Below are 23,201 nucleotides of genomic sequence, written 5' to 3' on the forward strand. Positions count from 1 at the left end.
TCCTGCAACCCGCCTTGGCTGTGTGCTGAGCTGCAAGGTAACCGCTGCCCGTGACAACGGCCCTACTGGGCGGGCGGCGGGCCAGCTCCGGCACCGAGACGGTCGTGCCGGTGATCCGGTCCATGACCCGCTCAGCGAGTGACTTGCCAGCGTGATCCGTTGAGCCGCCGGCGCCGCTCTGTCATGGACTGCTCAGATGCAAGCGCTCAGTGAATCCCGAACTCATCGACATTGATCAAGCGACAGAGTGACGCGGTGACTTCCGAAGCCGTCGACAAAGGACTCCCGTTCTCGTGTCCAGAGCCACCCGCCGGCACCCCGGCAGCCACCCCCAGACCCCAGCCACGCAAAAGGGCCGCCACCCCGAGGGGTGACAGCCCTGCCCGTGAAGGCGCGGCCGAACAACCGGCCGCCCTGCGCCCCACCGCCCGGCGCGGCTCGCTTGGGGGCCGGCCGCGGGGGCCGCGGACATGGTCCAGCTGTGCCAGGCGGGGCGCGGCCCGTTGCCGGTACCCGGGGACAGCCGGCTCCGCCGACGCGGCCTGGCCAGGTGCGGCCCCGGCCGGGTGAGGGTTGTGTCCCAGGATCAGCGAGCCAAAGCCGCCGACGAAGTGGCGGCGCAGGCGGCCGGGTGCGCCGTACGCCGCCCGAGTGCCGGGTGGCTCCGGGTGCGGGGGCGGCACTTCGGGGCGGCGTACCCGCTCGGGGGATGTCCCGGAGCCTCAGCGAGGCTAGAGGCGGACTCTCATCGGCCGGTCACTGAGCAGTCTGCGCCCGGGCCGGACAGGCCCCGGCAGGCCAGACGGCCCGGGCCGTCCGGGGCAGGAGCGGGGCCGGGCGGGCTGGGGCGGCACCGGGCGCCCCGGAGGCAACCGGCGGGCGGACGCAGCCGGGGGACGGGGTCAGCGGGCGGGGGCGGCGGACAGGGCCGCGGCGGGGTCCAGTGCCGCGCCTCGGCGGTGGGCGGCGTCGAAGGCGGCAGCGGCGAGGTGACGGCGTACGGCGGCGGTGATCCGGTCGACGTCGCCGCGTTCGGCAGGCGGCAGCGGCATGCCGACGGACTGCCTGGCGGCGTGGGCCGCGCCCAGCAGCAGCGCCGCGTACTCGTGCCGCCCGGCCAGCGCGTGGGCGCCCGCGAGGCCCTCCAGGGCCAGCGCCATGGCCCTGGCGTCGCCGGTGTTGCGGGCGGAGGTCCAGCCGTCCAGGTGCAGCCGCAGGGCTTCCCCGGCGTCGCCGCGCAGCTCGGCGACGAAGCCGAGTTCGGCCAGGACGAGGGCGCGGCCGGGTTCGAAGGCCATCATCGACTGCCACTGCAGCACATGGCGCATGTGGGCCTCGGCCACGTCGAGCCGCCCCTCGCGGCGGGCGCCGAGGCCGAGGCCGACCTCGGCGTGGATCTCGCCCGGTTTGAAGCTGTGCTCGGCGGCCAGGCGCATGGCACGCCGGTGGAACTCCCGCGCCGTGGCGTGGTCCCCGGTGAGCATGGCGGTGCTGCCCAGGCTGGTGAGTCGGTCGGCGGCCTCGGGCCACAGTCCGAGGTCCTCCGCCATCCGCAGGCCCTCCCGGTGCAACTCCGCCGCCCGCGCGTAGTCGCCGGCCATCTCGGCCAGCGAGGCGAGCGGCTCCACCGTCTGCAGCTGGCCCCAGGAGTCGGCGAGTTCGGTGAAGAGCGCGGCGCTGCGCCGCCCGTCCTCGGCGAGCCGGGCGAGGTCACCGCGGACGTGGGCCTGGTTGGCCCGTACGCTCAGGGCTGCGGCGGTCCCCCAGGCGTCGCCGTGCTCGGCGAAGCCCTCCAGCGCCCGGTCGATGAGTTCCTCGCTGGCGGCCTGGTCGCCGACCCCGAACAGCGCGAAGCCGAGGAACCACTGCGCCCGTGCCCGTCGGCGGCCGTCCTCGACGTCCCGCGAGACCTCCAGGGCCACCGGCCCGTACTCGGCCCGGTCGGCGTCGTCGCCGGCGAACACCGCGAAACCGGCGCGCCACGCCCGGGCCCGGGCCCGTAGCGGGAGGAGCGCCTCGTCCGGGCCGGAGCCGTCCGCCGCCGCGATCGCGGTGTCCAGCGAGCGGCCCGCCTCCCGGAGCCGGCCGCGCAGGAACCAGTACCAGGCCAGCGCGTCGGCCAGGCGGAGGGCGTCGGCTGCGCCGCCGACGCGGACCGCGTCGTCCAGCGCCCGCCGGAAGTTGGCGGACTCCGCGTCCAGCTGCCGCAGCACGGTCTGCTGGCCGGGTCCGTTCAGTCCCGGGGCGAGGCGTTCGGCGAGGTCGGTGTAGTGGGCCCGGTGGCGCCTGCGGACCTCGGCGGTCTCGCCGGCCTCGTCGAGGCGGGCCAGGCCGTAGTCGGCCACCGACTCCAGCAGCCGGTAACGGGGTTCGTCGCTGCTGTCGGCGGTGACCACCAGCGAGCGGTCCACCAGCCGGGCGAGCAGGTCCACCACCTCCGCGGGACGCACCCCGCCGCCCGCGCAGACGGTCTCGGCGGCCTGGAGGGTGCAGCCCTCGGCGTGGACGGCGAGGCGGCGCAGAACGGCACGCTCGCTGCCGGTCAGCAGGTCCCAGCTCCAGTCGATCATGGCGCGCAGGGTCTGCTGGCGGGGCGGGGCGCCCCGGTAGCCGGCGGCCAGCAGCCGGAAGCGGTCGTCGAGGCGGCTGATCAGGCCACGTACGCCCAGGGCACGGACCCGGGTGGCGGCCAGTTCCAGGGCCAGCGGGATCCCGTCGAGCCGCCGGCAGATCACCGACACGTCGCGGACGTTTTCCGCGTGCAGGGTGAAACCGGGCGCCGCGGCGGCGGCCCGGGCGACGAACAGCTCCACCGCGCTGGACCGGGCCACGGCGTCGGGCCGCGCCTCGTCATCGGGGACGTCCAGCGGCGGTACGGGCCGGACGACCTCGCCGGGGATGCCGAACGGCTCCTGGCTGGTGGCCAGTACGTGCAGGCCGGGGGCGCGCTTGAGGAGCAGGGTGGTCAGTTCGGCCACGGCGTCGACCACGTGTTCGCAGTTGTCGAGGAGCAGCAGCAGCCGCTTGTCGGTGAGCGCCGCGGCCAGGCTCCGGGCGGGCGAGGGGGGGCCGGCGGCGCCGGGGGCGGACGGTCCCGCCTCCTCTCGGATGCCGAGCGTGGTCAGTACGGCCTCCGCCACCGGATCGACGTCCCCGGTGCGGCCCAGCGAGGCGAGCTCGACGAGCCACGCCCCGTCGGGGAACCCGTCGGCGAGCTGGGCCGCCGCCTCGAGCGCGAGGCGGGTTTTGCCGACCCCGCCGGAACCGGTGAGGGTCAGGTGCCGCACGCTGCCGAACAGGGCTTTTACCTCGGCCAGTTCCCGCCGACGGCCGACCAGCGCGGTGAGCGGGGCGGGCAGGTTCGTCGGCGGGCGGCGCGAGGGGGCCGGCTCCGCGGCCGGCTCTCCGGCGGGCTCCGCGACCACGGGGGAGGGTGCGGCAGCGGCCCGTGCGGCGGCGGGCGGTGCGGCGGCGGGGGCCGGACCGAGGGCGGGGTCCTGGCGCAGCATCCCCGCGTGCAGGGCTGCGAGTTCGAGGCTCGGGTCCAGGCCGAGCTCCTCGGCCATGAGGGTACGCAGCTCCTGGTAGTCGGCCAGGGCCTCGCCGGTCCGGCCCGCGGCGTACAGCGCCCGCATCTGCAGGGCGCGCAGGCTCTCGCGCATCGGGTGCGCCGCGGCCTGCTCGCGCAGCTCCCCCGCCACGGCGAGGTGCTCGCCCAGGGCGAGCCGGGCCTCGGCGTGCGCTTCGACGGCGGCGAGACGGGCCTCCTCCAGGCGGGCGGCGACGGGGCGGGCGAACCCGGCGTCCTCGAAGCCGGAGAACGCGCTGCCCCGCCACAGTCCCAGGGCCTCGGCCAGCAGGTCCGCCCGGGTACGGGGGTCCTCGGCGGCGCGGGCACGGGCGGTCAGCTCCCCGAAGTGCTCCATGTCCACTCCACCGGGCCCGGTGTGCAGCACATAGCCGTCGTCGCGGAGCGTGAGCAGGTCTCGGCCGCCGGCCTCGGCGTCCTCGAACACCTTCCGCAGCTGCCAGACCTTGGTCTGGAGGGCGGCTGCGGGATTCCCCGGAAGGCCGGCCCCGCCCCACAGCTCGTCGACGAGCCGGTCGGCGGAGACGGGCCGTCCGCCGCGCGAGAGCAGGGCGGCGAGCAGGGCGCGGGTCTTGAATCCGGGCACGGTGAGCAGGCGGCCGTCCTCGCGCCACACGGCCAGTGGCCCCAGCACCCCGAATCGCATGGGCGTCACGGTAACGCAGACGGTGACCGCCCGAGAGGTGACCGTGAGCGGATGGTGAGCGGCTCGTGAGTGCCTGGACACAGGCTGGACCGGTCCACCACCGCCGGTGGCCCCTGCCGGCGGCGTCCCGTCGGCGGTGCGCCGGCCGACCTGCGGGAGCGTCCGATGTCCGACAACAGCGCACTGCGGCTGGCGATCATCATCGGCAGCACCCGTCGGGGCCGGTTCGGCCCCACGGTGGCCCGGTGGTTCACCGGACAGGCCCGGCGGCGCCGGGAGCTGGACGTGGACCTGATCGACCTGGCCGATGCGGAGCTGCCCGACAGGCTCGGCGACGAGTGCGAGGAGCTGCCCGGTCCCGTGGTGGCCCTGGCTCCACGGCTCGCGGCGGCCGACGCCTTCGTGGTGGTGACCCCGGAGTACAACCGGAGTTTCCCCGCACCGCTCAAGACCGCCATCGACTGGTACTTGGACGAGTGGAAGGCCAAGCCCGTCGCCTTCCTCTCGTACGGCGGCCAGTCCGGCGGGCTGCACGCCGCCGAACAGCTCCGCAGCGCCTTCACCGAGGTGCACGCGGTGGCCATCCGCGACGGCATCAGCATCCCCAACTACTGGGACGAGTTCGACGCCGACGGCCGCTGGCCCCGGTCCGGCACGCGCTTCTCGGCCTCCGTCAAGACGACGCTCGACCAGCTCACCTGGTGGGCGCGGGTGTTGCACGACGCCCGGAAGACACGCCCGTACGAGTCCTGAACCCCTCACCCCTCATTCCGTCCCCCCGTCCCCCGTCCCCCCGTACGCCCCGCAGCGCCGGGGCGCAGGGAAGCCACGCACCATGGAAGGTTCCTCATGACGACACAAGCTCAGGCCGCAACGGACCTCAGGGCCGGGCCCCGGGAGTGGCTGGGGCTCTTCGTCCTCACCCTCCCCACCATCCTGCTGGCCCTCGATGCGACCGTCCTGAACCTGGCCGTCCCGCACATCAGCGCGGATCTCAAGCCCACCGGCACCGAACTGCTGTGGACGGTCGACATCTACGGGTTCATGATCGCCGGATTCCTGGTGACCATGGGCACGCTCGGCGACCGCATCGGCCGCCGCCGGCTGCTGATGATCGGCGCGCTCGGCTTCGGTCTCGCCTCGATCCTCGCGGCCAAGGCCACCAGCCCCGAGATGCTGATCGTGGCCCGCGCCCTGCTCGGCATCACGGGTGCCACACTGATGCCCTCGACGCTGGCCCTGGTCAGCAACATGTTCAAGGACCCCCAGCAGCGCGGCGTCGCCATCAGCGTGTGGGTGACCTGCTTCTCCGTCGGCATCGCCGTGGGCCCGGTGCTGGGCGGGGTGCTGCTGCAGCACTTCTGGTGGGGCTCGGTGTTCCTGCTCGCCATCCCGGTGATGGTGCTGCTCATGATCGCGACCCCGCTGCTGCTGCCCGAGTACAAGGACACCGAGGCCGGCCGCATCGACCTGGCGAGCGTGGTGCTCTCGCTGCTCACGGTGCTGCCGGTGATCTACGGCATCAAGCGCCTGGCCGAGCACGGTGTGGACGCCGTGGCCCTCGGGACGGTCCTGGCCGGTCTCGTTCTCGGCGCGGTCCTCGTGCAGCGCCAGCGCAAGCTGGCCGACCCGCTGCTGGACCTGCGGCTGTTCGCCGACCGGGCGTTCAGCGCCGCGCTGATCGTGCTGCTGCTGGGCCTGGGTCTGATGGGCGGCCTGTACCTGTTCATCACCCAATACCTGCAGCTGGTGGAGGGCCTGTCGCCGATGAAGGCCGGCCTGTGGCTGCTGCCCGCGGCGGTCGCGCTGATCGCGGCGTCTTCGGCGACCCCCGTCCTCGCCCGGCGGATCCGACCCGGGTTCGTGGTCGGCGGCGCGCTGTTCATCTCGGTGATCGGCTACGCGATGATCGCGCTGGTCGGCAGCACCGGCGGACTGCCGGTGCTGGTCACGGGCTTCGTGCTCATCTACACCGGCATCAGCCCGATGATGGTGCTCGGTACGGACCTGGTGGTCGGCTCCGCGCCGCTGGAGAAGGCCGGTTCGGCCGCGGCGATGTCGGAGACGGGCATGGAGTTCGGTATCGGACTGGGCATCGCCGGACTGGGCAGTGTCGTCACCGCGGTGTACCGCGACGAGATCGGCGACGCCCTGCCGGCCGGCCTGCCGGAGCCGGTCGCGGACACCGTCCGTGACACGCTGGCCGGTGCCGACGCGGTGGCCGCGCAGCTGCCGGGCGGAGCCGCTTCTCCGGTGCTGGAGCAGGCTCGTGAGGCCTTCACCAACGGGCTGAACCTCGCGAGCGGTATCGCAGGCGTCATCGTCGCGCTGCTGGCCGTGGGCGCGATCGTGCTGCTGCGGCACATCCCGGCGGGCGGCGACGAGGCCGGCGGCGAGGACGGCGAGGACGCCGCCGAGGGTCCCGCAGACGGCGGGGTCGCGGCCGCGCAGCCCGCGGTGGTCGGGGACGGCCGCTGAGGCGCGGCGTACGGCAACGGAACCGGGGCGGTCCCGGCCGGGCGAGGGCCCGGCCGGGACGGAGCCCGGGGCGGGCGGGGTGCCGGGCTCCGCGGTCCGGTACGGGGCGGGGCGGGCACACGTGCGGTGCCCGGTGGTGGGCACCGCCCGCCACCCCCGAGACGTGGGAGAACTTCCCTAGGGGCGCAGGATTCACCGAGATCAGCATGACCGAGATCGACGCGCCCAACCCGGGCCACATCGGCACCCTGCTGGCCCGAGCCGTCCGCCCGTGACCACCCGCGCGTTCGGTCAGATCACGATCACCACACCAGACTTGGGCGACTCGGGCCGCTACCTCTCCCGCGTCGACACCCTCGACAACCCCCGCGGCGTCGTGCAGGACTTCACGTATGGGGATGCCGACCTGCGCACGCTGGAACTCACCGACACTCGACTCACCACCGGCCGAATCACAGGCCTGCACACGAAGCAGGCCGAGTTCGAAGCGCTCACTCTGCACAGGGTCGAGATCAACGGCAGCGATCTCGGTCCGGCCCGGTGGAGCGAAAGCAAGCTCACCCGCGTCCACATGCAAATCAGCAAGCTCATGGGGGGCCGCCCTGGACGGCCTGGTACTCGATGACGTCCTCTTCGAGAACTGCCGCTTCGACTACGCCGCCTTCGAGAACGTGCGTGCCGCCGGGCCGGTCGCCTTCGCTGGCTGCACCTTCACCGAGGCCGCGTTCACCAGCTGCGACCTGTCCGACGTGGTGTTCTCTGACTGCACGCTCAAGCTCACCGAATTCGGTACGGGCCGCTACCGGGACACCGACCTGCGGGGCAACGACCTTCGCACTGCGCGGGGCATCATCAATCTCGCCAAGATCCGCATCGACCACGACCAGCAGATCCAGCTCGCCGAGGCACTGATGAACGAACTGGACATCACCATCGGGGACGACTGACCAAGAGGAGCATGCGTTTCATGAGCGTGGAGTCCTGGGACAGGTTCGGCTTACGTTCCGACGGCGGCCCGCTCTGGGACCGGTTCGAATGGACGCAGTACGGCAATCACGGACCGAGCATCGAGTTGCTCACCACCGGCCCCGGTACACGAGTGCTGGAGCTGGGACCCGGCAAGGGCGACAACCTCGCGTTCGTCACCAGGACAGGGTCCACAGCCATCGGCGTGGACGTGTCGGCCGTCCAGGCCGAGCGGGCCAAGGCACGGTTCGGTGACCTGCTGGACATCCGCGTGGGCCCGGCCGAGGAGTTCCTCGCGGACTGCGAGGCGGAGTTCGACAGCATCTACTCCGTCTTTGACGCGGTGTGGTTCACAGACCCTGCCGTGCTGCTGCCCCTCGTGCGCCGGGCGCTCAAGCCGGGAGGCCGGTTCGTGTTCTCGCACCTGCCGCCGTCCGGTGAGTGCCCCGGCCCCCACGAGTACGACATGTACGGGCCGGACGACGAGCTGTTTCCGATCACACGATGGTGCTACCGGCCCTATATGTGGGAGGAGAAGCTGTTGGCCACCGGCTTCGCCTCGGCCAGCGGGCAGCGGGTGCCCTGTCCGCCAGAGAAGGAAACGATCGGGACGCTGATCGTCGAGGCCACCGCGTGAACGTCACCCCTTCCGTCGACCGGCCGCAACACTGGGTCGATGTGCACGTCCTGCTGCACGACGCCAACGGCGCCGTCCTCCTCGGGCGCCGACGCAAGAAGCCTGTATGGGAAGGCTTCTACCAGCTGCCGGCGCCGGACCGCCAGGCTTGGCGAGGGGGACCATGTGGTCGATGTCCGGTTTCGCGGCATCGGTCACTTCGACGTCGTCGTAGGGGGAGGTCCAGGTGCCGGCCACGGCCTTGCACTCGGCATCCTGGCTTTGTTCACGGGTCCTTCTCGTGAACAAAGCCGCATACCCCACCCCACGCCGCGTGCACTATGGCGGGCCGGCGGCGCATGTCATCTCACGGTGCGTACATGAGGTGGCATTCTTTGCCAAGTTGTGTACCTTGAAGCCGCACTGCCAGGTTGGCTGTGTCCGTGGGGCGGTGGCGGGGGCTGGAGTAGGCGGCGGCACGCCCCGTTGAGCCTGCCGGGTGTCGGCGCTGGGGGGATCACCTGCGATGCCGGTGGCGATGGTCAAGGCGGTTCTGCTCGCCCGCAGGAATGAGCAGCGCTTCGAGGAGCTCAAGCGTCGGCGCAAGAAGCTGGAGCGGCACATCCGGCAGGAGGCCGAGGGGCAGGAGCGCTGCAGGCGGGCCGTCTACGACACGGCGCTCGTCCCGTTCCAGGAGGCATTCACACGGCTCAAACACGTGGACCTGGCGGAGCTGGCTCCGGTGGACCGGTCCGGCCCGGGTGTGGCGGACGTGGAGCTGCGGGAGCTGCAGCATGTGGCGGCCGCTGCGGTGGCCTCCCTGGCTGGAGGTGCCGTTGCCGGGGCGGGGGTTGGGGCCGTGGCCTATGCGGCGGTCGGGGCTTTCGCGACCGCGTCGACGGGCACGGCGATCTCAGGCCTGTCCGGGGCGGCAGCCACGAGCGCCACTCTTGCCTGGCTGGGCGGAGGATCGCTGGCGGCAGGAGGCGGTGGGGTCGCGGCGGGCACCATGGTGATGGGGGCGCTCGTGGCCGGCCCGGCCTTGCTGGCGGCGGGGGTCCTGCTGGAATGGCGCGGCCGTGCCGTGAAGAGCGAGCAGAAGAAGTTCGCCCGCCGGCTGGCCGAGGCCACACGGGAGCTGAAGAAGGCTCGGGCGGATATTGCACCGGTGCTCCAGCGCAGCCGGGACATACGCCTGGTCCTCAAGGAACTGTGCCGAGCCATGAAGGCCCGGCAGACGGCGTTCGCCGAACTGGTGGACCGCTGCGAGGACTACTCCTCGTACGGCCCGGATCCGCGGGCTCTGGTGAAGGAAATGTTCGACCTGGCCGTGGCCACCGTCGCCGTGATGGGAGCGCCGCCCGCCGGGGAGGACGGATGTGTCAGCGAGCTGTCGGGCCGGGCGGTCGCCGATGCCCGGGCGCGTCTGGCGGCCCTCGGGCCCGCGGCATGAGCGCGGAGGCGTCGGCGAGTGCGGGCCCGGCAACGGGCAGGGCTGCCTCGGCCGCGTCGTCGGCGGCGGGTGCGGCCGCGTGGCTGGCGGCGGATGCGGCGACCCGGCGGTTCGCTGCGGCCACCATGGAGACCCTGGACGCCAGGGAGACGGTGCAACGCCTCGCCCGGCGGTACGCGGGCCTGGCCAACGCCCAGCGGGCCGGTCACCTCTTCGAGGTGGAGCACGCGCTGGCGTTCAATCAGGCCGCGGCCCGGGCGGGGGCCGGCGTGCGGGCTGTGGTGTCGGAGTGGATGGGGGGAGGGTCGCATACGGCTCCCGCGGACATCCTGCTCATCGACGGGACCAGGACCGTCGGCCGGGTGCAGGCCAAACTGATGGCATCGGCCGCCGACACCGCGCACCGGCTGCGCCGCGAGCACTACACGGGCATGACCCGCCTGGTCGCCGCGGACAAGGTGGCCGTCGTGGACAGCCTTCTCGAACGACGTCTGACCATGCATCCGGACGGCATTGGCTTCGCCGCGTACGCCGATGCCCGCGCCCACCTCGGCGGCACCATCCGGTACGGGAACATCGGCTCGCAGCCGGTGGACTTGGCCGACGCGCACGGCCACGGCATGGACCCTCAGAAGTGGATCGGTGGCCGGGTGCGCGCGGCGGCCGGCCAGGAGGCAGCCGCTGCCGCCGCCACCGGAGCGGCTGCAGGCGCGGCAGCCACGGCTGTCATCACGGCTGCGGGGCAGTTGGGCCGGATCCGTGCCGGGGAGACCTCACCCGCGCAGGCTGCGCTCACCGCGGCTGCGGCTGCGGCCCGCGGCGCGGCTCACTCCGGCACGCTGGCCGGGCTCTCTTCGGCCGTGCGCAGCGCGGGGCGCGCCGGCCGCCTGCCGGCGGCGTTCGGCGGCGGTGAACTCGCCTCGGCCACCGCCACCGCGGCCCTCGCCGTCGCCGGAGCCGGTTACGACTTCGCCCAGGACCGTATCGACGGCGGCGAGTTCGCCGCACGCAGTGCCGAAGCCGCGTTGCGCGCCTCGCTGGCCTGGGCCTGTAGCGCGGTCGGCCAGAGCGTGGTCCCCGTGCCCGTCGTCGGTGCGCTGGCGGGCGGACTGGTGGGGCAGGCCGCCGGAACCGTCATCGTCCAGGGCCTGCAGGCGGCCGTGCTCATCGCTCGCGGCACCCGCAGCGCCGGGACCCGTACCCTCGAGCATGAACTCCTCGCCGCCTCCCTGACCACCGGTCTCCTGGCCACGGCGGCAGCCTCACTGGGCCCCCGCACGCATGCCCGGACCACCGTCCTGCCGGCGCTCGGCCCGGTCCGTAACGACCTTACGGGCACCGACCCCGCCCGGGCCCTGTCGTCGCTGGCCGCGGTCACCTCCCTCCATGCCGGACTCCCCCTGCACCTCACCCCTGAGGAGTTCGACAGCTGGATGAGCGACACCGTTCCCGACGAGATGCCCCTCGTGCTGGACCCCAATTGGTGAACCCCGCTCCTGTCCGCCACACCGGGGTGCGTGCGCGCCACAGCCCGGGGCTGCGCGTCGCCCGTCGCAACGATCTGCGCCCATGCGGCTCAGGCGAACCCCACCCACCTACGAGGAGCCTCTCTTGAGCAAGAACGAGCAGCAGGGCGCAGAGCCGCGCCCGGACGACCCCGGGAAGCCGCGATCGTCCTGGTGGGGCACGGTCGCAGGCAGCGCCGCAGCCGCGTGGGAGGCCACCGCAGGATGGACCGGCGAAGCCCTGGACACTGCGGGCGGAGTGGACCAGCGAGACCGCAGGCGCCGCCGCACAGTGGAGTGGCGAAGCCTGGCAAGCCTCCAAGCCCTACGTACGGACGTACGGGCCGACGGTCGCCGTCATCGCGCTCAACCTCGCGATGCGTGACCCTGGAGCGGCAGCGGCCGCCGTACGCAAGCAGCTCAAGTCCGGCGAGGTCACCTGCAGGCTGTGTGGACGCCCTCTCGCCGACCCGACATCGATACGCGCAGGGTACGGGCCCACCTGCGCCAGACACCGCTCCGCCGAACGCGCCCGGAAACGGGACCGGCGCCGCGAACGACGCCGCTGACACTCCTCCCCAGTCGGCGTGCAAACGGCCGGGCAACGAGCTGCCGGCAGTCCCCGCCACCCGACCACACTCTGAACTCGGTGCGGGCACGGAGGATTTGCGGGTGCCGCCCTGCCGGGGAGCGGGAAGACTCGCCTGGCCAAGACCTGGAACCGCCGGGATTCGCAGCCCATCACCGCGGACGCCCAGTGCCCATCTACGCCATCATGGCAAAATGTGTCTCACGTGGTGATCGGGAAGCGCCCGGAGCCCTGCGGGCCACTAGGGTGAATCGACCCCGCCGGACCGGCGGGCGCAGTACCCGGGACGGTCTACACCCCGCCGTCCACCCCGGCCTGACTACCGCACCGACCAGCGGCGACAGCGGCCGGTACGCGCCTGAAACCCCGGCTCGAGCAAAGCACGGGCCTCGCCCGTACCCCCGGATCGGGTGAGTGCAGGTGGCCGGGAATTTCCCGGCCTCCACACAGAGCCCGGGGCTCACGGTGGCCGCCGGGACGGCCCTGCCGACATCCCGGCTTCCCGCCTCCGGGCCTCGTGAACTCCCCCGATCGTCCCCGTCAACGGCTTGTTCAGCCCTCGAGAGGCATCCCCGCGTGACCGAGCAGAACCCCCAGCACCCGCCAGTCCCCGACCACCCCCCGGTCGCACCCGCCCACCCCGTCCCGCCGGCCGTCCCCGCGCGCCGGAAGGCCGTTCTGTATGCGGCGATAGCATCGGGTGCCCTCGCAGCCTTGGTGGCCGGGACGGTGGGCTACGTGGTGGGCTCACAAACCGCACAAGCAGATGTCCAGGCCGCCCCCACCACCGTGGCCTCTCCCGAAACGTCCGCCCTGGGTCCGGTGGCATCGATCACTCCCGGACCTGGCAACACCGGTCCGAGCAGCGCTCCCGCTCCCTCGCCCACCACGGCCGAACCCATCCCCACCCCGTCACCGACCCAGAGCGAGCCCGCCTGCTCGAAGTTCGAGAAGATGTCGGACCGGGAGTTCAAGCTCCTGGCCAAGAACCCCTATGAGCACCTCGGCAAGTGCTACCGCATCTACGGATACGTCACCCAGGCCGACAGTGCCACCGGCTCCCTCTCCGTCCGCGCCAACGCCTGCGGGGAGAAACACCAGCCGACGTACGGATTCATCTCCGACTGCGACACCAACTCCTTCTTCACGGAACTCGGAGGCGGAGACGGAGAAAGCGGCATCGACAACATCGTCGACGGCGACGCCTTCGAAGCAGACGTCGAAGTAGGCGTGCCCTACACCTACACCACCACCCTCGGCGGACAGATGACCGCGCCCAAGTTCCACCTCCACAAGATCACCAAATACGCCACCACCAAATAGCCCACACCACCCGGACACCGCAGAACCACAGGCCGAACGCGCCGCCCCAGGCCGGTTCGGGGGGGAGCGGACTGCCGTCCCGCACGGCGGCATCCCGCGAAACACAAGACCCCACGGAGAGGGGCCTCCGCCCCAGCCGGGGAGACGGGTTCACCGGCGAAACGCCGCTGCACCCACCCGGCGTCAGGCATCCGCCGCCGTACCAGTACGCCTCCAGGCCCGCTCCGCGCAGCGGATGCCGCCGCCGGGACCCTTCCATCACCGGGCCGACCGCGTCACCCTGCTCGGCGCACCAGAAGACAGTAACCACTCCCCCGCAGGCCGCCCGGCCACGCCAGCGTCACCCGCAACCACCCGACCCCGGCCGCGTCGTCGGCCGGGGACAGCCACGGGCCATCGAGGCGGAACCGGTGCGCAGCTTCCGCGGACCTGGCCGCCACCAGCGAAGCGACCGTCGGCCCCCGTGAGTACGCCGATCTTGTCGTGGGCCGGGAGCCAGGCGACAACCGCGCCGCGATCGAACTGCGGGTGGACATCCGCGCCGGCCACCGGGCCGGGGAAGTCAGGGTACCGGCGACGCCGGCACGCCACCGCAGCCCGCCCCGGGGCACGGCCTCCCCGCCGCGCGCGGCGAGGGCTGGGAGCGGACGGCCCGGCGGCCCACGGTGGCCGGTCCCGGGCCGCGGTCCGGCATCATCATCGGATGATCGGCAACCGGCTCATCCATCGCACGGCGGACGGCGTCCGCATCCCCGGCACTTGGCGGCACGCCTTCATCTGCAACGGCGGCAGCTATTTCCTCACCGACCTGTTCATCTACGCCGACGGACTCGTTGACTGCTGGGAGCTCGTCACTCTCGACGAGTTCGAGGAGAAGCTTCGCCGCGGCTGGGTGGCCACCTCCTACCCCGACGGTGCGGACGTGTCCGCGCACCGGCTCGCTTCCTGGCAGTTCGCCGAGGTTCATTCCCGGCTCACGCCCGAGCTGCTGCTCGCCGAGGTCCGTGACACGATCGACCAGCTCAACGGGCGTCCCGACTCGACCGACCGCTGCCTGGCCGCCGTGGACGTCTTCCTCGCCGACCGGACCGAGGATCACCGGGCCGCCGCCCGGCGGGCGTACCTGGCGATCCCGGAGACCATGCGCATCTACGCGCTGCGCGACATGGACAGCCAGGACGGCCCTCTCCAGGTCCTCGTCGCAGGACCCGGCGGCCGTACCGAGGACCGGCCGGACGAACCGGTCGGGCAGGAGGAGTACGACGAAGCCCTGGAATACTTCGAGGAGCGGGCCCAGTGGGCCGCCCAGCCGCGGCGCGTCCCGGCGGACGGTCCCGCGGAGTCCTTCGCCCCTGCGGTGAAGCTCTACCAGAGTTTCCCGCAGCGCCGCGAGGACGAGCCGGGCAGGCGGGCCCTGCGCTGCGACTACCCGGCGCCGGTCGTGGTCGACGGCACCACATACCCCTCGGTCGAACACGCCTACTGGGCGCTGTCCGTCGCCGATGCCGCGGGCCGGGCCGAGGTCGCGGGCGCCGAGACCGGCCCCCAGGCCCGCCAGCGTGCCGCCGACCTGCCGCGCCGGCAAGGCTGGGAACAGGCCCGTAACGCCGTGATGGCCCGACTGATGCGCGCCAAGTTCGACCAGCACCCCGACCTGGCGGCCATCTTGCTGGCCACCGGTGAGGCGACCGTGCTCTGCGACGACGATTCCGACTACTGGGGTGACAACGGCGGGCGGGGCCGGAACTGGTCCGGCCGGCTCCTTGAACTGGTGCGCTCCGAACTCCAGGCCCGCGGCCACGGAATCCTGGACGACTGAAGTGTGAGAAGCCAGGCCCCGGCCGGTCCCGACCCTCGGAGTTCACGGCCGCAAGGCTCCGGACCCGCCGGACCAGCACCGGACACCCGCACCGCCCGGCCGCCGGGACTGGTTCTTCGCGGGGCAGGGACGCGAGGGCCGGATTCACTCCTGCGGGGACACGAGACGGGGTCAACACGCAGCCGTGCCGACCCTCGAGGGTTTCGTTCGTCAGCGCGGGAGGGGCGGTCAGCCTGCGGCCGCGACCGGGCCCTGGCCGAGGGGCGGGACGTCGTCGCCGGCGGTCACGTCCAGGCGGATCCGCCGGAACCTGAGCGGGTGCCGCAAAACGCCCTGGTCGACGGCCCGATCGGCGCTGACCTTCGCCACCACATCCGGGCGGACCAACGTGACGTCCAGGACGTCACCACTCCCCCATGACGCCGTGAACCGCACCACCTCGAAGGGGTGACCCGGGTCGGCCGCGGCGAGGTGCTCGCCGACCTGCCGGGACACGTCCGGGCGCAGCGGTACGGTCCGCCCCACCGCGCACAGCCGGCCACCGGTGTCGTGGCGGCCGAGGACGATGAGGCCGGGGCAGCCCTCCGCAAAGAAGGCCGCCATGCGCAGCGATCCCCGCTGCGCATGGCGGCGTGAACACGGCGATCCGCCGTTGAGCCAATGGCCGGCCTGTAACGATGCTCAATCCGACAATCCCCCGTGCTGTGGGGCGGCCTTTAGGAACTGGACAGCTTGAGTGGACGATTACCGGGTCGCCAACGGCTGCCGGCGTAGCAGGCGAGGGCTTTGGTGAGGTCGGAGTACTGCTGGTCGGATAGTGGGCCGAGGATACAGAGCGGGAGTGTGCCGTCCCAGCTGGTGTTAGGGCGGTTGCGGTAGAACCAGCCCGCGGGATAGACGCTGTTGGCCCTGGGCTTCTGGATTAGGCGGATGCGAAGTCCGGTATAGGTGTACGCCGCCCTTTCTGATGTTATGCGGTCCACCGTGACCGTCTGTATCCGGTCCCAGGTCACCGTGCGGCCGAATGAGCCCGTGGTGACGATGCCCTGCGAGGCGACGGTGAGGGACCACGGAGTTCGGTTCGGGAGCATGCGTCGGTGGTGCCTGTTCGCTCCGATCACGCTCGCCACGGCGCCGAGGCCCACGAGCATTCCCACCATGGCGATGATCCACAGCACGCCCAGGACCCCCCAGAGGCCGTCCCCCACTCCGTTCTCGCCCTTCGACCCGAAGGGGAAGGCGCCCGCCCCGGTCAGCGCGAAAGAGTCGGCTGCCCAGGTCACGCCAGAAATCACCGCAAGGGGTGTGGATACGGAGGCCTGCCAGATCGGGCGGGCATAGTCGGTGACGGGCTCCTGGCCGGTCCAGGCGGCCTCAAAGGCATCACCGTGAGCAGGCTCCCGCCTCTTCGGTGGCGGAATGGGAGCGTGACGTGGTCCGGCGGTCACGGTTGTCGCGTCAGAGATGCCGGGAGTGCCGTTCAGGGAGGATCGGAGACCGACCAGCCGTTCATGGACTGCCACGGCCGTCTGGGGGCGCCGGTCCGGGTCACGTTCCAGCAGGTCGGACACCAGCCGGCTCACTGCCGGCGGCACGTTCAGGCCGAGCGCGTCGAGCCGCGGAGCCTCCTCAACCAGTTTCCGCTGCGCAATCGCGAGCCCATTGTGACCCGTGAAGGGCGCCCGGCCGGCCAACAGGGCGAAGAGGACGCTGCCCAGGGCGTACAGGTCGGAGCGTGCGTCGCCGCGCTCGGTGAGGAACTGCTCAGGCGCGCCGTACTCCGGAGTGCCGGCGGGGGCCAGTTGTGAGGAACGAGCAAGGCCGAAGGCATCCTGGATGAACCCGGCGATGCCGAAGTCCACGACCTTGACCCTGCCGTCCGGAGTAATCATCACGTTGTGCGGCTTGATGTCGTAATGGATGACCTGAGCCTGGTGTGCAGCGACCAGGGCCGCACAGATCTCCTGGGCGATCTGAAGCGCGCGGTCCACGGCCACCGGCCCCCCGTCGCGGATGTGTTCAGCGAGATTGACTCCCTCGACCCGCTCCATGACCAGGAACCACAGATCCTCGTGGAACCCGCGGTCATACAGGGCGACCACATTCGGATGACCGATCTGCGCAGCGGCCACCGCCTCCCGCTCAAAACGGCGCGGCAGATCCACCTGTACCCCGTCGTCAAGCACCAGCATCTTGACGGCCACATCCCGGTGCAGCACCCGATCCCTGCCGGCCCACACCTCCCCCATACCGCCCCGTCCCAGCCGCTTGATCAGCTCGTACCGCTCCGCGATCAGCTCACCGCGCTCCACGCACCACCCCTACGACGAAGCCATGCCGACCATCAGCCTATGACCAGGGCGGCCGACCTCAAGGAGATCCAGAGAACCTCCTGCGATCCGACGCCTCCGAGCTGCTCACAAGATCCGAGCCCGGCCAACTACCGTTCGACACATAGCCAGGTATCGGTCGTGTGACCGGGCGTTCGAGTGTGGTTCTGGCCGGGCTTGCAGAGCACCAGCCTGGCGCTGGCCCCAGGTGCTTTCGGTGACAGAGCCCCGCGCTGCTCGGACGATTGCGCACCGGTGCCCAGGCTGGACACACACCATCGTTCTGGCGTAGCCATCACGGAGGCACGGTCAGTACGTTGGAAACGACCACCCCTATTCCTCGCCCCACTTCCTTCGTCCCTGAATCGAGTGGGGAGCGAGCGCGAGCGCGGTCCACGTGGTGGGGTCGGGGCCGGCCGACCGCGAAGTGTGCGGCCGTGAAGGCACCCAGCCGGGTACGGATGAACGTGTCCAACGGCGGGAATGGCCAGGCGTCTTCTTGACCTGAAGTGTGATTGAGGTTCTAGCGTGTCATCTACTTGATCATCCGACGACGGGAAACACGCACATGATCCTCGTGACCGGAGCCACCGGAAACATAGGCAGCGCCCTGCTGAAGGAGCTGCACGCACGCGGTGTCCGACCGCTGAGAGGGCTCACCCGTGATGCCGTACGGGCCGTCTTCCCCGAAGGGGTCGAGGCGGTGGAGGGCGACTTCGCAGAGCCCGCGTCGTTGAAGCCCGCGCTGGAAGGGGTGCGCTCGCTGTTTCTTGTGTCGCGTCTGGGATCAGACGCCGACATCCTCGAAGCCGCCCGGCAGGCGGGCGTGGAGCACGTCGTCCTGGTGTCGTCCATCACCGTCCAGACCCACCCGCACCTCGGTCCCGCCGGCGAGAACCTGGCGGTGGAGCAACTGCTCAAGGCAAGCGGCATGGCCTGGACAATTCTGCGGCCGACACAGTTCGCCTCGAACACCCTGATGTGGGCCGCTTCCATCCGCGGCCACGAGACCGTCCGCGCGCCGTTTGCCGCGACCGCGCTGCCGACCATCCACCCCGCGGATATCGCATCGGTGGCACGCGTGGCACTGACCGAGCCCGGCCACCACGGACAGACGTACACCTTGACCGGTCCAGAGCCGGTGACCGCCCCACAGCAGGTAGAGGCCATCGCGGCAGCACTGGGCCGAGAGGTTTCCTTCGCCGAAATCAGCCGCCAGCAGGCCCACGCACAGATGGCCGCGGTCTTCGGCGCGGACGCCGCGGACGCGGTGCTCGACGTCACGGGCGGAGACGTGAACGACGAGCTGCTGATGGTGCGTGACACGGTTTCACAGATCACTGGGAGGCCGGCCCGCCCGTTCCAGCAGTGGGCATCAGAAAACGCCAACGCCTTCCGCTGAATCGCCCCGTGCCGCGAGGACGGTGGCTGGACCGAGGAGCCAATTCCCGGGCTCGCCGGGGGCCTCCCGAGCAGCCCCGGCCCCTGGGAGGATGCTCGTCATGCAAGTGGCAGTGACGCGACAGGCAGCCTCGGACGCGGTCGGCGACCAGGGATGGCGCCTTCTGCTGGGCACCTTGCGAACGTCCGTTTCAGTCAGGTCGCTGGCGATGGCAACGGAGGTGGCGACAGCTGCCGTCACGGCATGCGGTGACGATGCCGACCAGCACCTTCACATCGACCTCCGGCCCCGAAAGGTCCTCCTGACCCTGCAATCGTCGGACCACGCCGCAGTGACCAATGGCGACATCGAGCTCGCGCACCGGATCTCCGCTGCCGTCCATGAGAGGGGGCTGAGGACGGAACCCGCCATCGGCACGGGGGCGCCGCGGTCGGTGCAGCTCCTGGAGATCGCGATCGACGCACTCGACATCGCCGCGATCCGGCCGTTCTGGCGGACGGTCCTCGGCTACGCCGATGAGGCGGGAGCCGACGGGCCCCACGATCCGCTCGTCGATCCCCTCGGCCAGGGCCCGGCGGTCTGGTTCCAGCAGATGGAGTTCGCGCGTCCGCAGCGCAACCGCATGCACGTCGACGTCAGCGTCCCGCACGACGAGGCGCCCCGACGGATCGAGGCCGCACTGGCGGCCGGTGGCCGACCCGTCTCCGCGGCCCATGCCCCGGCCTTCTGGGTACTCGCCGACCCCGAAGGCAACGAGGCCTGTGTGTCCACCTGGCAGGGCCGGGACGGCTGACCGACAAGGCCGCCTCGCCCGGTGCCCGGGCGGCGCGGGGGAGATATCGATGTAGTCGATGTCGGTGAACTCCACCGGCAGATCGCCCGCCCGACGGCCCCGTCCTTGAAGTAGTCCTCCTGCAGGCCCTCGACGGGCCAGCGCCGGCAGGCCTCGGTCGCTCCGGTCTGCTGCGCGACGCCGGGCAGGCGGCCCGCCGGGGCTGCATCACGAGAACTGTTGCTGAGGCGGAGGGACCACACGCTGCCATTGGCCGCCTGAACGGCCCACCCCCACAGCGACGGGATGGGAGCAGTATCAGTGCCTGCTTGTGAAGCCTGCACGCCAAGTTCAGCTCTGAGAGGCCGGGAAGAACTCCGGGCCCGTCCGCCCGGGCGCCGTGCGGTCGCTGAGCCAGCCTTCCTGGCCCAGCGCTCGCCAGCCGGCCCCGCAATGTCAAGCCAAGTGCGAAAGATCCACTTGACTAGGTGAACGCGGGGGCGCCTGTGCACGACGGGCTTCTTCATCTTCCACGACCCGGGCGCACCCTCCGCGATGGTGCTCGACAAAGCCGCGATCGAGGAGATCGACGCCGCTCACGAGGCCGCCAAGAAGGAGCGCCCGGACGAGCTGGTCCGGAGGCGCCATGGCATCTACATCCCCGTGGTGGGCCCGGCGTCCACCGCCGCTGAGCAGCTGGCCGAGCTGAGCATCAGCGCCACGCAGATGACCGAGCTGGGTGGCGAGCTGGGCATCGACTTCTCCACGATGATGCCGGGCAAGCGCGCCGTCGAGCGCCTGCGGGAACTGCTGGCCTCCATGGAGCGCGACCTGGAGGAGATGCGGAAGATCGGGGCCGATGCGGCCGCTGAGAACACCTGGGCCGTGGGCCAGGATGCTGACGAGGAAGAGCGGGAAGACCGGGCCGACCTGGAGCGGGAAGCCCAGGACGCGCTCGATCAGGAAGCCCGCGGTGTGCTGATCGAGCTGTTCGGCTTCGTCGATTGGCCGGCCGTCACGGAGGAGGACGTACGGGCGGCGCGGGAACGCGCCAAGGAGCAGACCGGGGGCTCCGAGGCCGGTCAGAAGCTGCTGGGGATCGTCCAGCGGATCCAGGAGATCGGCAACGACAAGACGGAGTTCGAGCGGTACCGCTCGCATGTCCTCTTCCCGAAGACGAGCGACCCGTCCATGTACTGCTTCGGCACGGAGGTGTTCGAGATCGGCGGCGCCTACAAGAAGGACAAGTGGGTCGGCTCCAGCGGCGGGTGGGTGACCACCGGTGACTCGAAGGGCGCCCCGGTCACCTTCTACAACATGGGCGACTACTACGAAATCTGGCAGCGCGACCGTGAGAGCGGCCGCCCCCTGACGCTGGAGAACGACAACCTGTGCTTCGTCGAGGGCGCCGAGCCGAGCCGCTGGAACCTGACCGACGGCGCCTACTGACCGACCCAGGCCCGCCAAGGAGGTGGCGGATCCCCGCAGCGGGTCTGCCGCAGGCATCCGCCACCCTGTCGCGTCCGGTGGCCTCGGCAGGGCCCGCTCACCTCTTTCCCCGGACCGGCTGCGAGGGACCTGTCCCTGGCCCCCTATCGCTTTGCTGGTGGTGGGTGGGGAGGTTGGCGGCGGCAGGCCCGGGGCCGGCGGCCCTCGGGGGCTCTGACCGGGTCGGTGGACAGGCGGGTTCCGCGGACCCCGCCTCGGCGCGTCTTGTTGATCTTTAGGCTGGCGGCCGGGCCCGGCGCACCGAGCGCCGGCCGGGAGGGGAACCACTGAGGTGTCCGTGCTGCCGTCACCGTGACGGCAGCACGACCGGCCATCACACCACCAAACTCTCCGTCAAGGCCCTGACCAGCTGAAACAGGTTCAGAAACGGGCACTCAGCACACCGGGATCAGGCCGCCGCAGTCGTGCGGCTCGCACACACACCCCTCGCCCGGCCGGGTGTACGGCACACCGTGGCGCACCACCCCGCCCACCCCGCCCTTCCGCGGCGGCACCCCGCAGACCAGCCGGCCAGGCCAGCGTCAGCCGCAGGCCCCCCGGCCCCGACCGGAACCGCTCGATCACCCACACCTCCCCCAGCGGCTCATCACTCCGCCGGGGGGCCCTCCGGCTCTTCGTTCGGCGGGGTCTCCGGCTCCTCCACCGGCATATCAGACTCCGCCGGAGAGGTCCCCGTCCCCCAGGTCACCACCGGGGGGCCCTCCGGCTCCTCGTTCGGCGGGACCTCCGGCTCCTCCACCGGCATATCAGACTCCGCCGGAGAGGTCCCCGTCCCCCAGGTCGACACCGGGGGGGCTTCGTAAGGGTTCGGCGGGGCCTTATCCGGCCCGTAATGCTCCTGCTGCGGCGGAGGGGCAAACGGGTCTACTTCGAACGACGCGGTGGTCACCTCGGTCGTCGGAGCCGCCATCGCCGTCGTGGCGGGGAGAACGACGCCTCCCGTGACCGCCGCCGCCACGATGGCCGCGACACCCAGACGGACGGAGTTCTTCCGGATCCTGCGAGCCATGGCTTCTCTCCCGCTGGTAGTGAAGAGGCGCCCACGTGGCGCCCCTCGCCTCGGTTCCAGTAGGCCGAAACCACCCCGGCGGGGTCATGCCCCGGGATTTCGGGACTTGACACCACCGGGGACGGCCGTAAACCCCGGTCTCCTCGCGATGGACCTGCCCGTCCCATCCATGGGGCCAGCCACGACGGGGGCAGGGGCCGCCGCCGCGGTCCCCGCCTCTCCCCCGGACGGCCTACAGGAAGTCGACCCGGTCCGCCGCGAAGGTGCCGCGGTGCAGGCCGGACAGCGGCATGTCGGTGTCAGCCGGAACCGCTCCGTACGGCCGTCGTGTCCCGTGCCATCGAATCCTGATCGCGTGCCATCGAAGTTTGATCGACACGATCTGGGCCGCAGGGGTCGGGAGCCGCGCAGCCGCCTGGCAAGACCTGTAAGCCCCGTGCACGCTCTTGATCATTTATCTTGCGGCGGACTGCTGACGACCTTGAGAGGGACGCTCGATGGGGCACCTGCGCAAGAACAGCTTCATGATCTACGAGGACAAGAACGCCCCGACGGAGGTGAAGACCCTCAATCCGCAGGAGATCGCGACCATCGAGGCCGAGCACCAGCCGGGGAAGAAGGGCCGCATCGACAGCGGAACCTCCCAGTTCGAACAGCGTGAGTTCGCACGGGGCGTGTTCGAGATCTAGAGTTCCAAGCCGACCCTCCCCGACCTCGCTTACCGTCCGTCGTTCACTGTGTCACGCAGTGTGCGCTTCCAGCCCGACAGCGACTACTTCCGGGTCGCCGGGGACGTCCCTGTCCACGTGTGGAACGAGGAGACCGGCAAGCAGGACACCCGGGACGAGACCGAGATGCACGCCGTCCGCGGCGTGGCCCTGTGGGCGGAGATCGGCTCCGGCGGCTGGGAGGAGGACGGCCACTGGGGTGGGTATCTCCAGGTCACGCGCGAAAGCGGCCGGCCCCTGATCGTGGAAGGCAAGCTCCTGCGGTTCGTGGAGGGCGCCACCCCGGGCAGGTTCAACATCCAGAACTCCACCTGGGACTGACCACCCACGGTGCTCCCCGCTGACCCGCAGAGCCGGGGCGGAGCCGGAGTTGGACACAGCAACAGGAAGTCCCCCACCCCACCCGGGGTGGGGGACTTCTCGATGCCGCAGCACGGCAGCCGGCAGGCCGGAATCCACGAACGAGT

The 23,201-nt window shown here is 71.4% G+C and carries 18 protein-coding genes and 1 pseudogene; 15 read left to right on the top strand and 4 right to left on the bottom strand.

Features of this window, described 5'->3' with window-relative positions; genetic code table 11:
* Positions 1 to 902 precede the first annotated feature (902 nt).
* Entirely contained in the window at positions 903 to 4,235 is a 3,333-nt protein-coding gene (locus ACGFQ9_RS37350) for a BTAD domain-containing putative transcriptional regulator (RefSeq protein ID WP_393580276.1), read from the bottom strand.
* A gap of 165 nt (positions 4,236 to 4,400) precedes the next feature.
* On the opposite strand from ACGFQ9_RS37350, the gene ACGFQ9_RS37355 reads away from it, so the two are divergent.
* The 5 genes from ACGFQ9_RS37355 (at position 4,401) to ACGFQ9_RS37375 (ending at position 8,316) form a co-directional block, all read left to right on the top strand.
* Positions 4,401 to 4,988, top strand: a complete 588-nt coding sequence (locus ACGFQ9_RS37355; protein ID WP_393580278.1) for an NADPH-dependent FMN reductase — start codon at positions 4,401 to 4,403, stop codon at positions 4,986 to 4,988.
* A gap of 96 nt (positions 4,989 to 5,084) precedes the next feature.
* Positions 5,085 to 6,713, top strand: a complete 1,629-nt coding sequence (locus tag ACGFQ9_RS37360) for an MFS transporter (RefSeq protein ID WP_393580279.1) — start codon at positions 5,085 to 5,087, stop codon at positions 6,711 to 6,713.
* A 271-nt stretch (positions 6,714 to 6,984) separates the two neighbouring features.
* Positions 6,985 to 7,338, top strand: coding sequence for a hypothetical protein (locus ACGFQ9_RS37365; protein ID WP_393580280.1), 354 nt, complete (start codon positions 6,985 to 6,987; stop codon positions 7,336 to 7,338).
* A 46-nt stretch (positions 7,339 to 7,384) separates the two neighbouring features.
* Positions 7,385 to 7,660, top strand: a complete 276-nt coding sequence (locus tag ACGFQ9_RS37370; RefSeq protein WP_393580281.1) for a pentapeptide repeat-containing protein — start codon at positions 7,385 to 7,387, stop codon at positions 7,658 to 7,660.
* A gap of 20 nt (positions 7,661 to 7,680) precedes the next feature.
* Positions 7,681 to 8,316 (top strand): class I SAM-dependent methyltransferase, encoded by a 636-nt coding sequence (locus ACGFQ9_RS37375; protein WP_393580283.1) that lies wholly within the window; start codon positions 7,681 to 7,683, stop codon positions 8,314 to 8,316.
* A 121-nt stretch (positions 8,317 to 8,437) separates the two neighbouring features.
* On the opposite strand, the pseudogene ACGFQ9_RS37380 reads toward ACGFQ9_RS37375, so the two are convergent.
* A pseudogene (locus tag ACGFQ9_RS37380) lies at positions 8,438 to 8,547 on the bottom strand (HNH endonuclease); the annotation flags it as partial.
* Between the two features lie 274 nt (positions 8,548 to 8,821).
* Between ACGFQ9_RS37380 and ACGFQ9_RS37385 the strand changes: the two are divergent.
* The 5 genes from ACGFQ9_RS37385 to ACGFQ9_RS37405 all read left to right on the top strand — a co-directional run bounded on the left by ACGFQ9_RS37385 (position 8,822) and on the right by ACGFQ9_RS37405 (position 14,984).
* Entirely contained in the window at positions 8,822 to 9,748 is a 927-nt protein-coding gene (locus tag ACGFQ9_RS37385) for a hypothetical protein (RefSeq protein WP_393580284.1), read from the top strand.
* Positions 9,749 to 9,873: 125 nt separating this feature from the next.
* Positions 9,874 to 11,235, top strand: coding sequence for a hypothetical protein (locus ACGFQ9_RS37390; RefSeq protein WP_393580285.1), 1,362 nt, complete (start codon positions 9,874 to 9,876; stop codon positions 11,233 to 11,235).
* Positions 11,236 to 11,630: 395 nt separating this feature from the next.
* Entirely contained in the window at positions 11,631 to 11,822 is a 192-nt protein-coding gene (locus tag ACGFQ9_RS37395; RefSeq protein ID WP_393580286.1) for a DUF6011 domain-containing protein, read from the top strand.
* Positions 11,823 to 12,664: 842 nt separating this feature from the next.
* The gene (locus ACGFQ9_RS37400; protein WP_393580287.1) at positions 12,665 to 13,165 is read left to right on the top strand and encodes a hypothetical protein; all 501 of its coding nucleotides are present in this window, start codon (positions 12,665 to 12,667) and stop codon (positions 13,163 to 13,165) included.
* Positions 13,166 to 13,868: 703 nt separating this feature from the next.
* The gene (locus tag ACGFQ9_RS37405; protein WP_393580289.1) at positions 13,869 to 14,984 is read left to right on the top strand and encodes an NADAR family protein; all 1,116 of its coding nucleotides are present in this window, start codon (positions 13,869 to 13,871) and stop codon (positions 14,982 to 14,984) included.
* 228 nt (positions 14,985 to 15,212) lie between these two features.
* On the opposite strand, the gene ACGFQ9_RS37410 is transcribed toward ACGFQ9_RS37405, so the two are convergent.
* Together ACGFQ9_RS37410 and ACGFQ9_RS37415 are read right to left on the bottom strand one after the other, a co-directional pair.
* Positions 15,213 to 15,587, bottom strand: a complete 375-nt coding sequence (locus ACGFQ9_RS37410; RefSeq protein WP_393580290.1) for a hypothetical protein — start codon at positions 15,585 to 15,587, stop codon at positions 15,213 to 15,215.
* Between the two features lie 113 nt (positions 15,588 to 15,700).
* Positions 15,701 to 17,296 (bottom strand): serine/threonine-protein kinase, encoded by a 1,596-nt coding sequence (locus ACGFQ9_RS37415; protein ID WP_393580291.1) that lies wholly within the window; start codon positions 17,294 to 17,296, stop codon positions 15,701 to 15,703.
* 586 nt (positions 17,297 to 17,882) lie between these two features.
* On the opposite strand from ACGFQ9_RS37415, the gene ACGFQ9_RS37420 reads away from it, so the two are divergent.
* From ACGFQ9_RS37420 to ACGFQ9_RS37440, 5 genes are all read left to right on the top strand, one after another.
* Positions 17,883 to 18,716, top strand: a complete 834-nt coding sequence (locus ACGFQ9_RS37420) for an NAD(P)H-binding protein (RefSeq protein ID WP_393580293.1) — start codon at positions 17,883 to 17,885, stop codon at positions 18,714 to 18,716.
* A 100-nt stretch (positions 18,717 to 18,816) separates the two neighbouring features.
* Entirely contained in the window at positions 18,817 to 19,509 is a 693-nt protein-coding gene (locus tag ACGFQ9_RS37425; RefSeq protein ID WP_393580294.1) for a VOC family protein, read from the top strand.
* 534 nt (positions 19,510 to 20,043) lie between these two features.
* Positions 20,044 to 20,937, top strand: coding sequence for a hypothetical protein (locus tag ACGFQ9_RS37430; protein ID WP_393580296.1), 894 nt, complete (start codon positions 20,044 to 20,046; stop codon positions 20,935 to 20,937).
* A gap of 1,566 nt (positions 20,938 to 22,503) precedes the next feature.
* Entirely contained in the window at positions 22,504 to 22,695 is a 192-nt protein-coding gene (locus ACGFQ9_RS37435; protein ID WP_393580298.1) for a hypothetical protein, read from the top strand.
* Between the two features lie 48 nt (positions 22,696 to 22,743).
* The gene (locus ACGFQ9_RS37440; protein ID WP_393580300.1) at positions 22,744 to 23,055 is read left to right on the top strand and encodes a hypothetical protein; all 312 of its coding nucleotides are present in this window, start codon (positions 22,744 to 22,746) and stop codon (positions 23,053 to 23,055) included.
* Positions 23,056 to 23,201 lie beyond the last annotated feature (146 nt).

The organism is Streptomyces sp. NPDC048603 (assembly GCF_043199475.1).
Classification (GTDB): domain Bacteria; phylum Actinomycetota; class Actinomycetes; order Streptomycetales; family Streptomycetaceae; genus Streptomyces.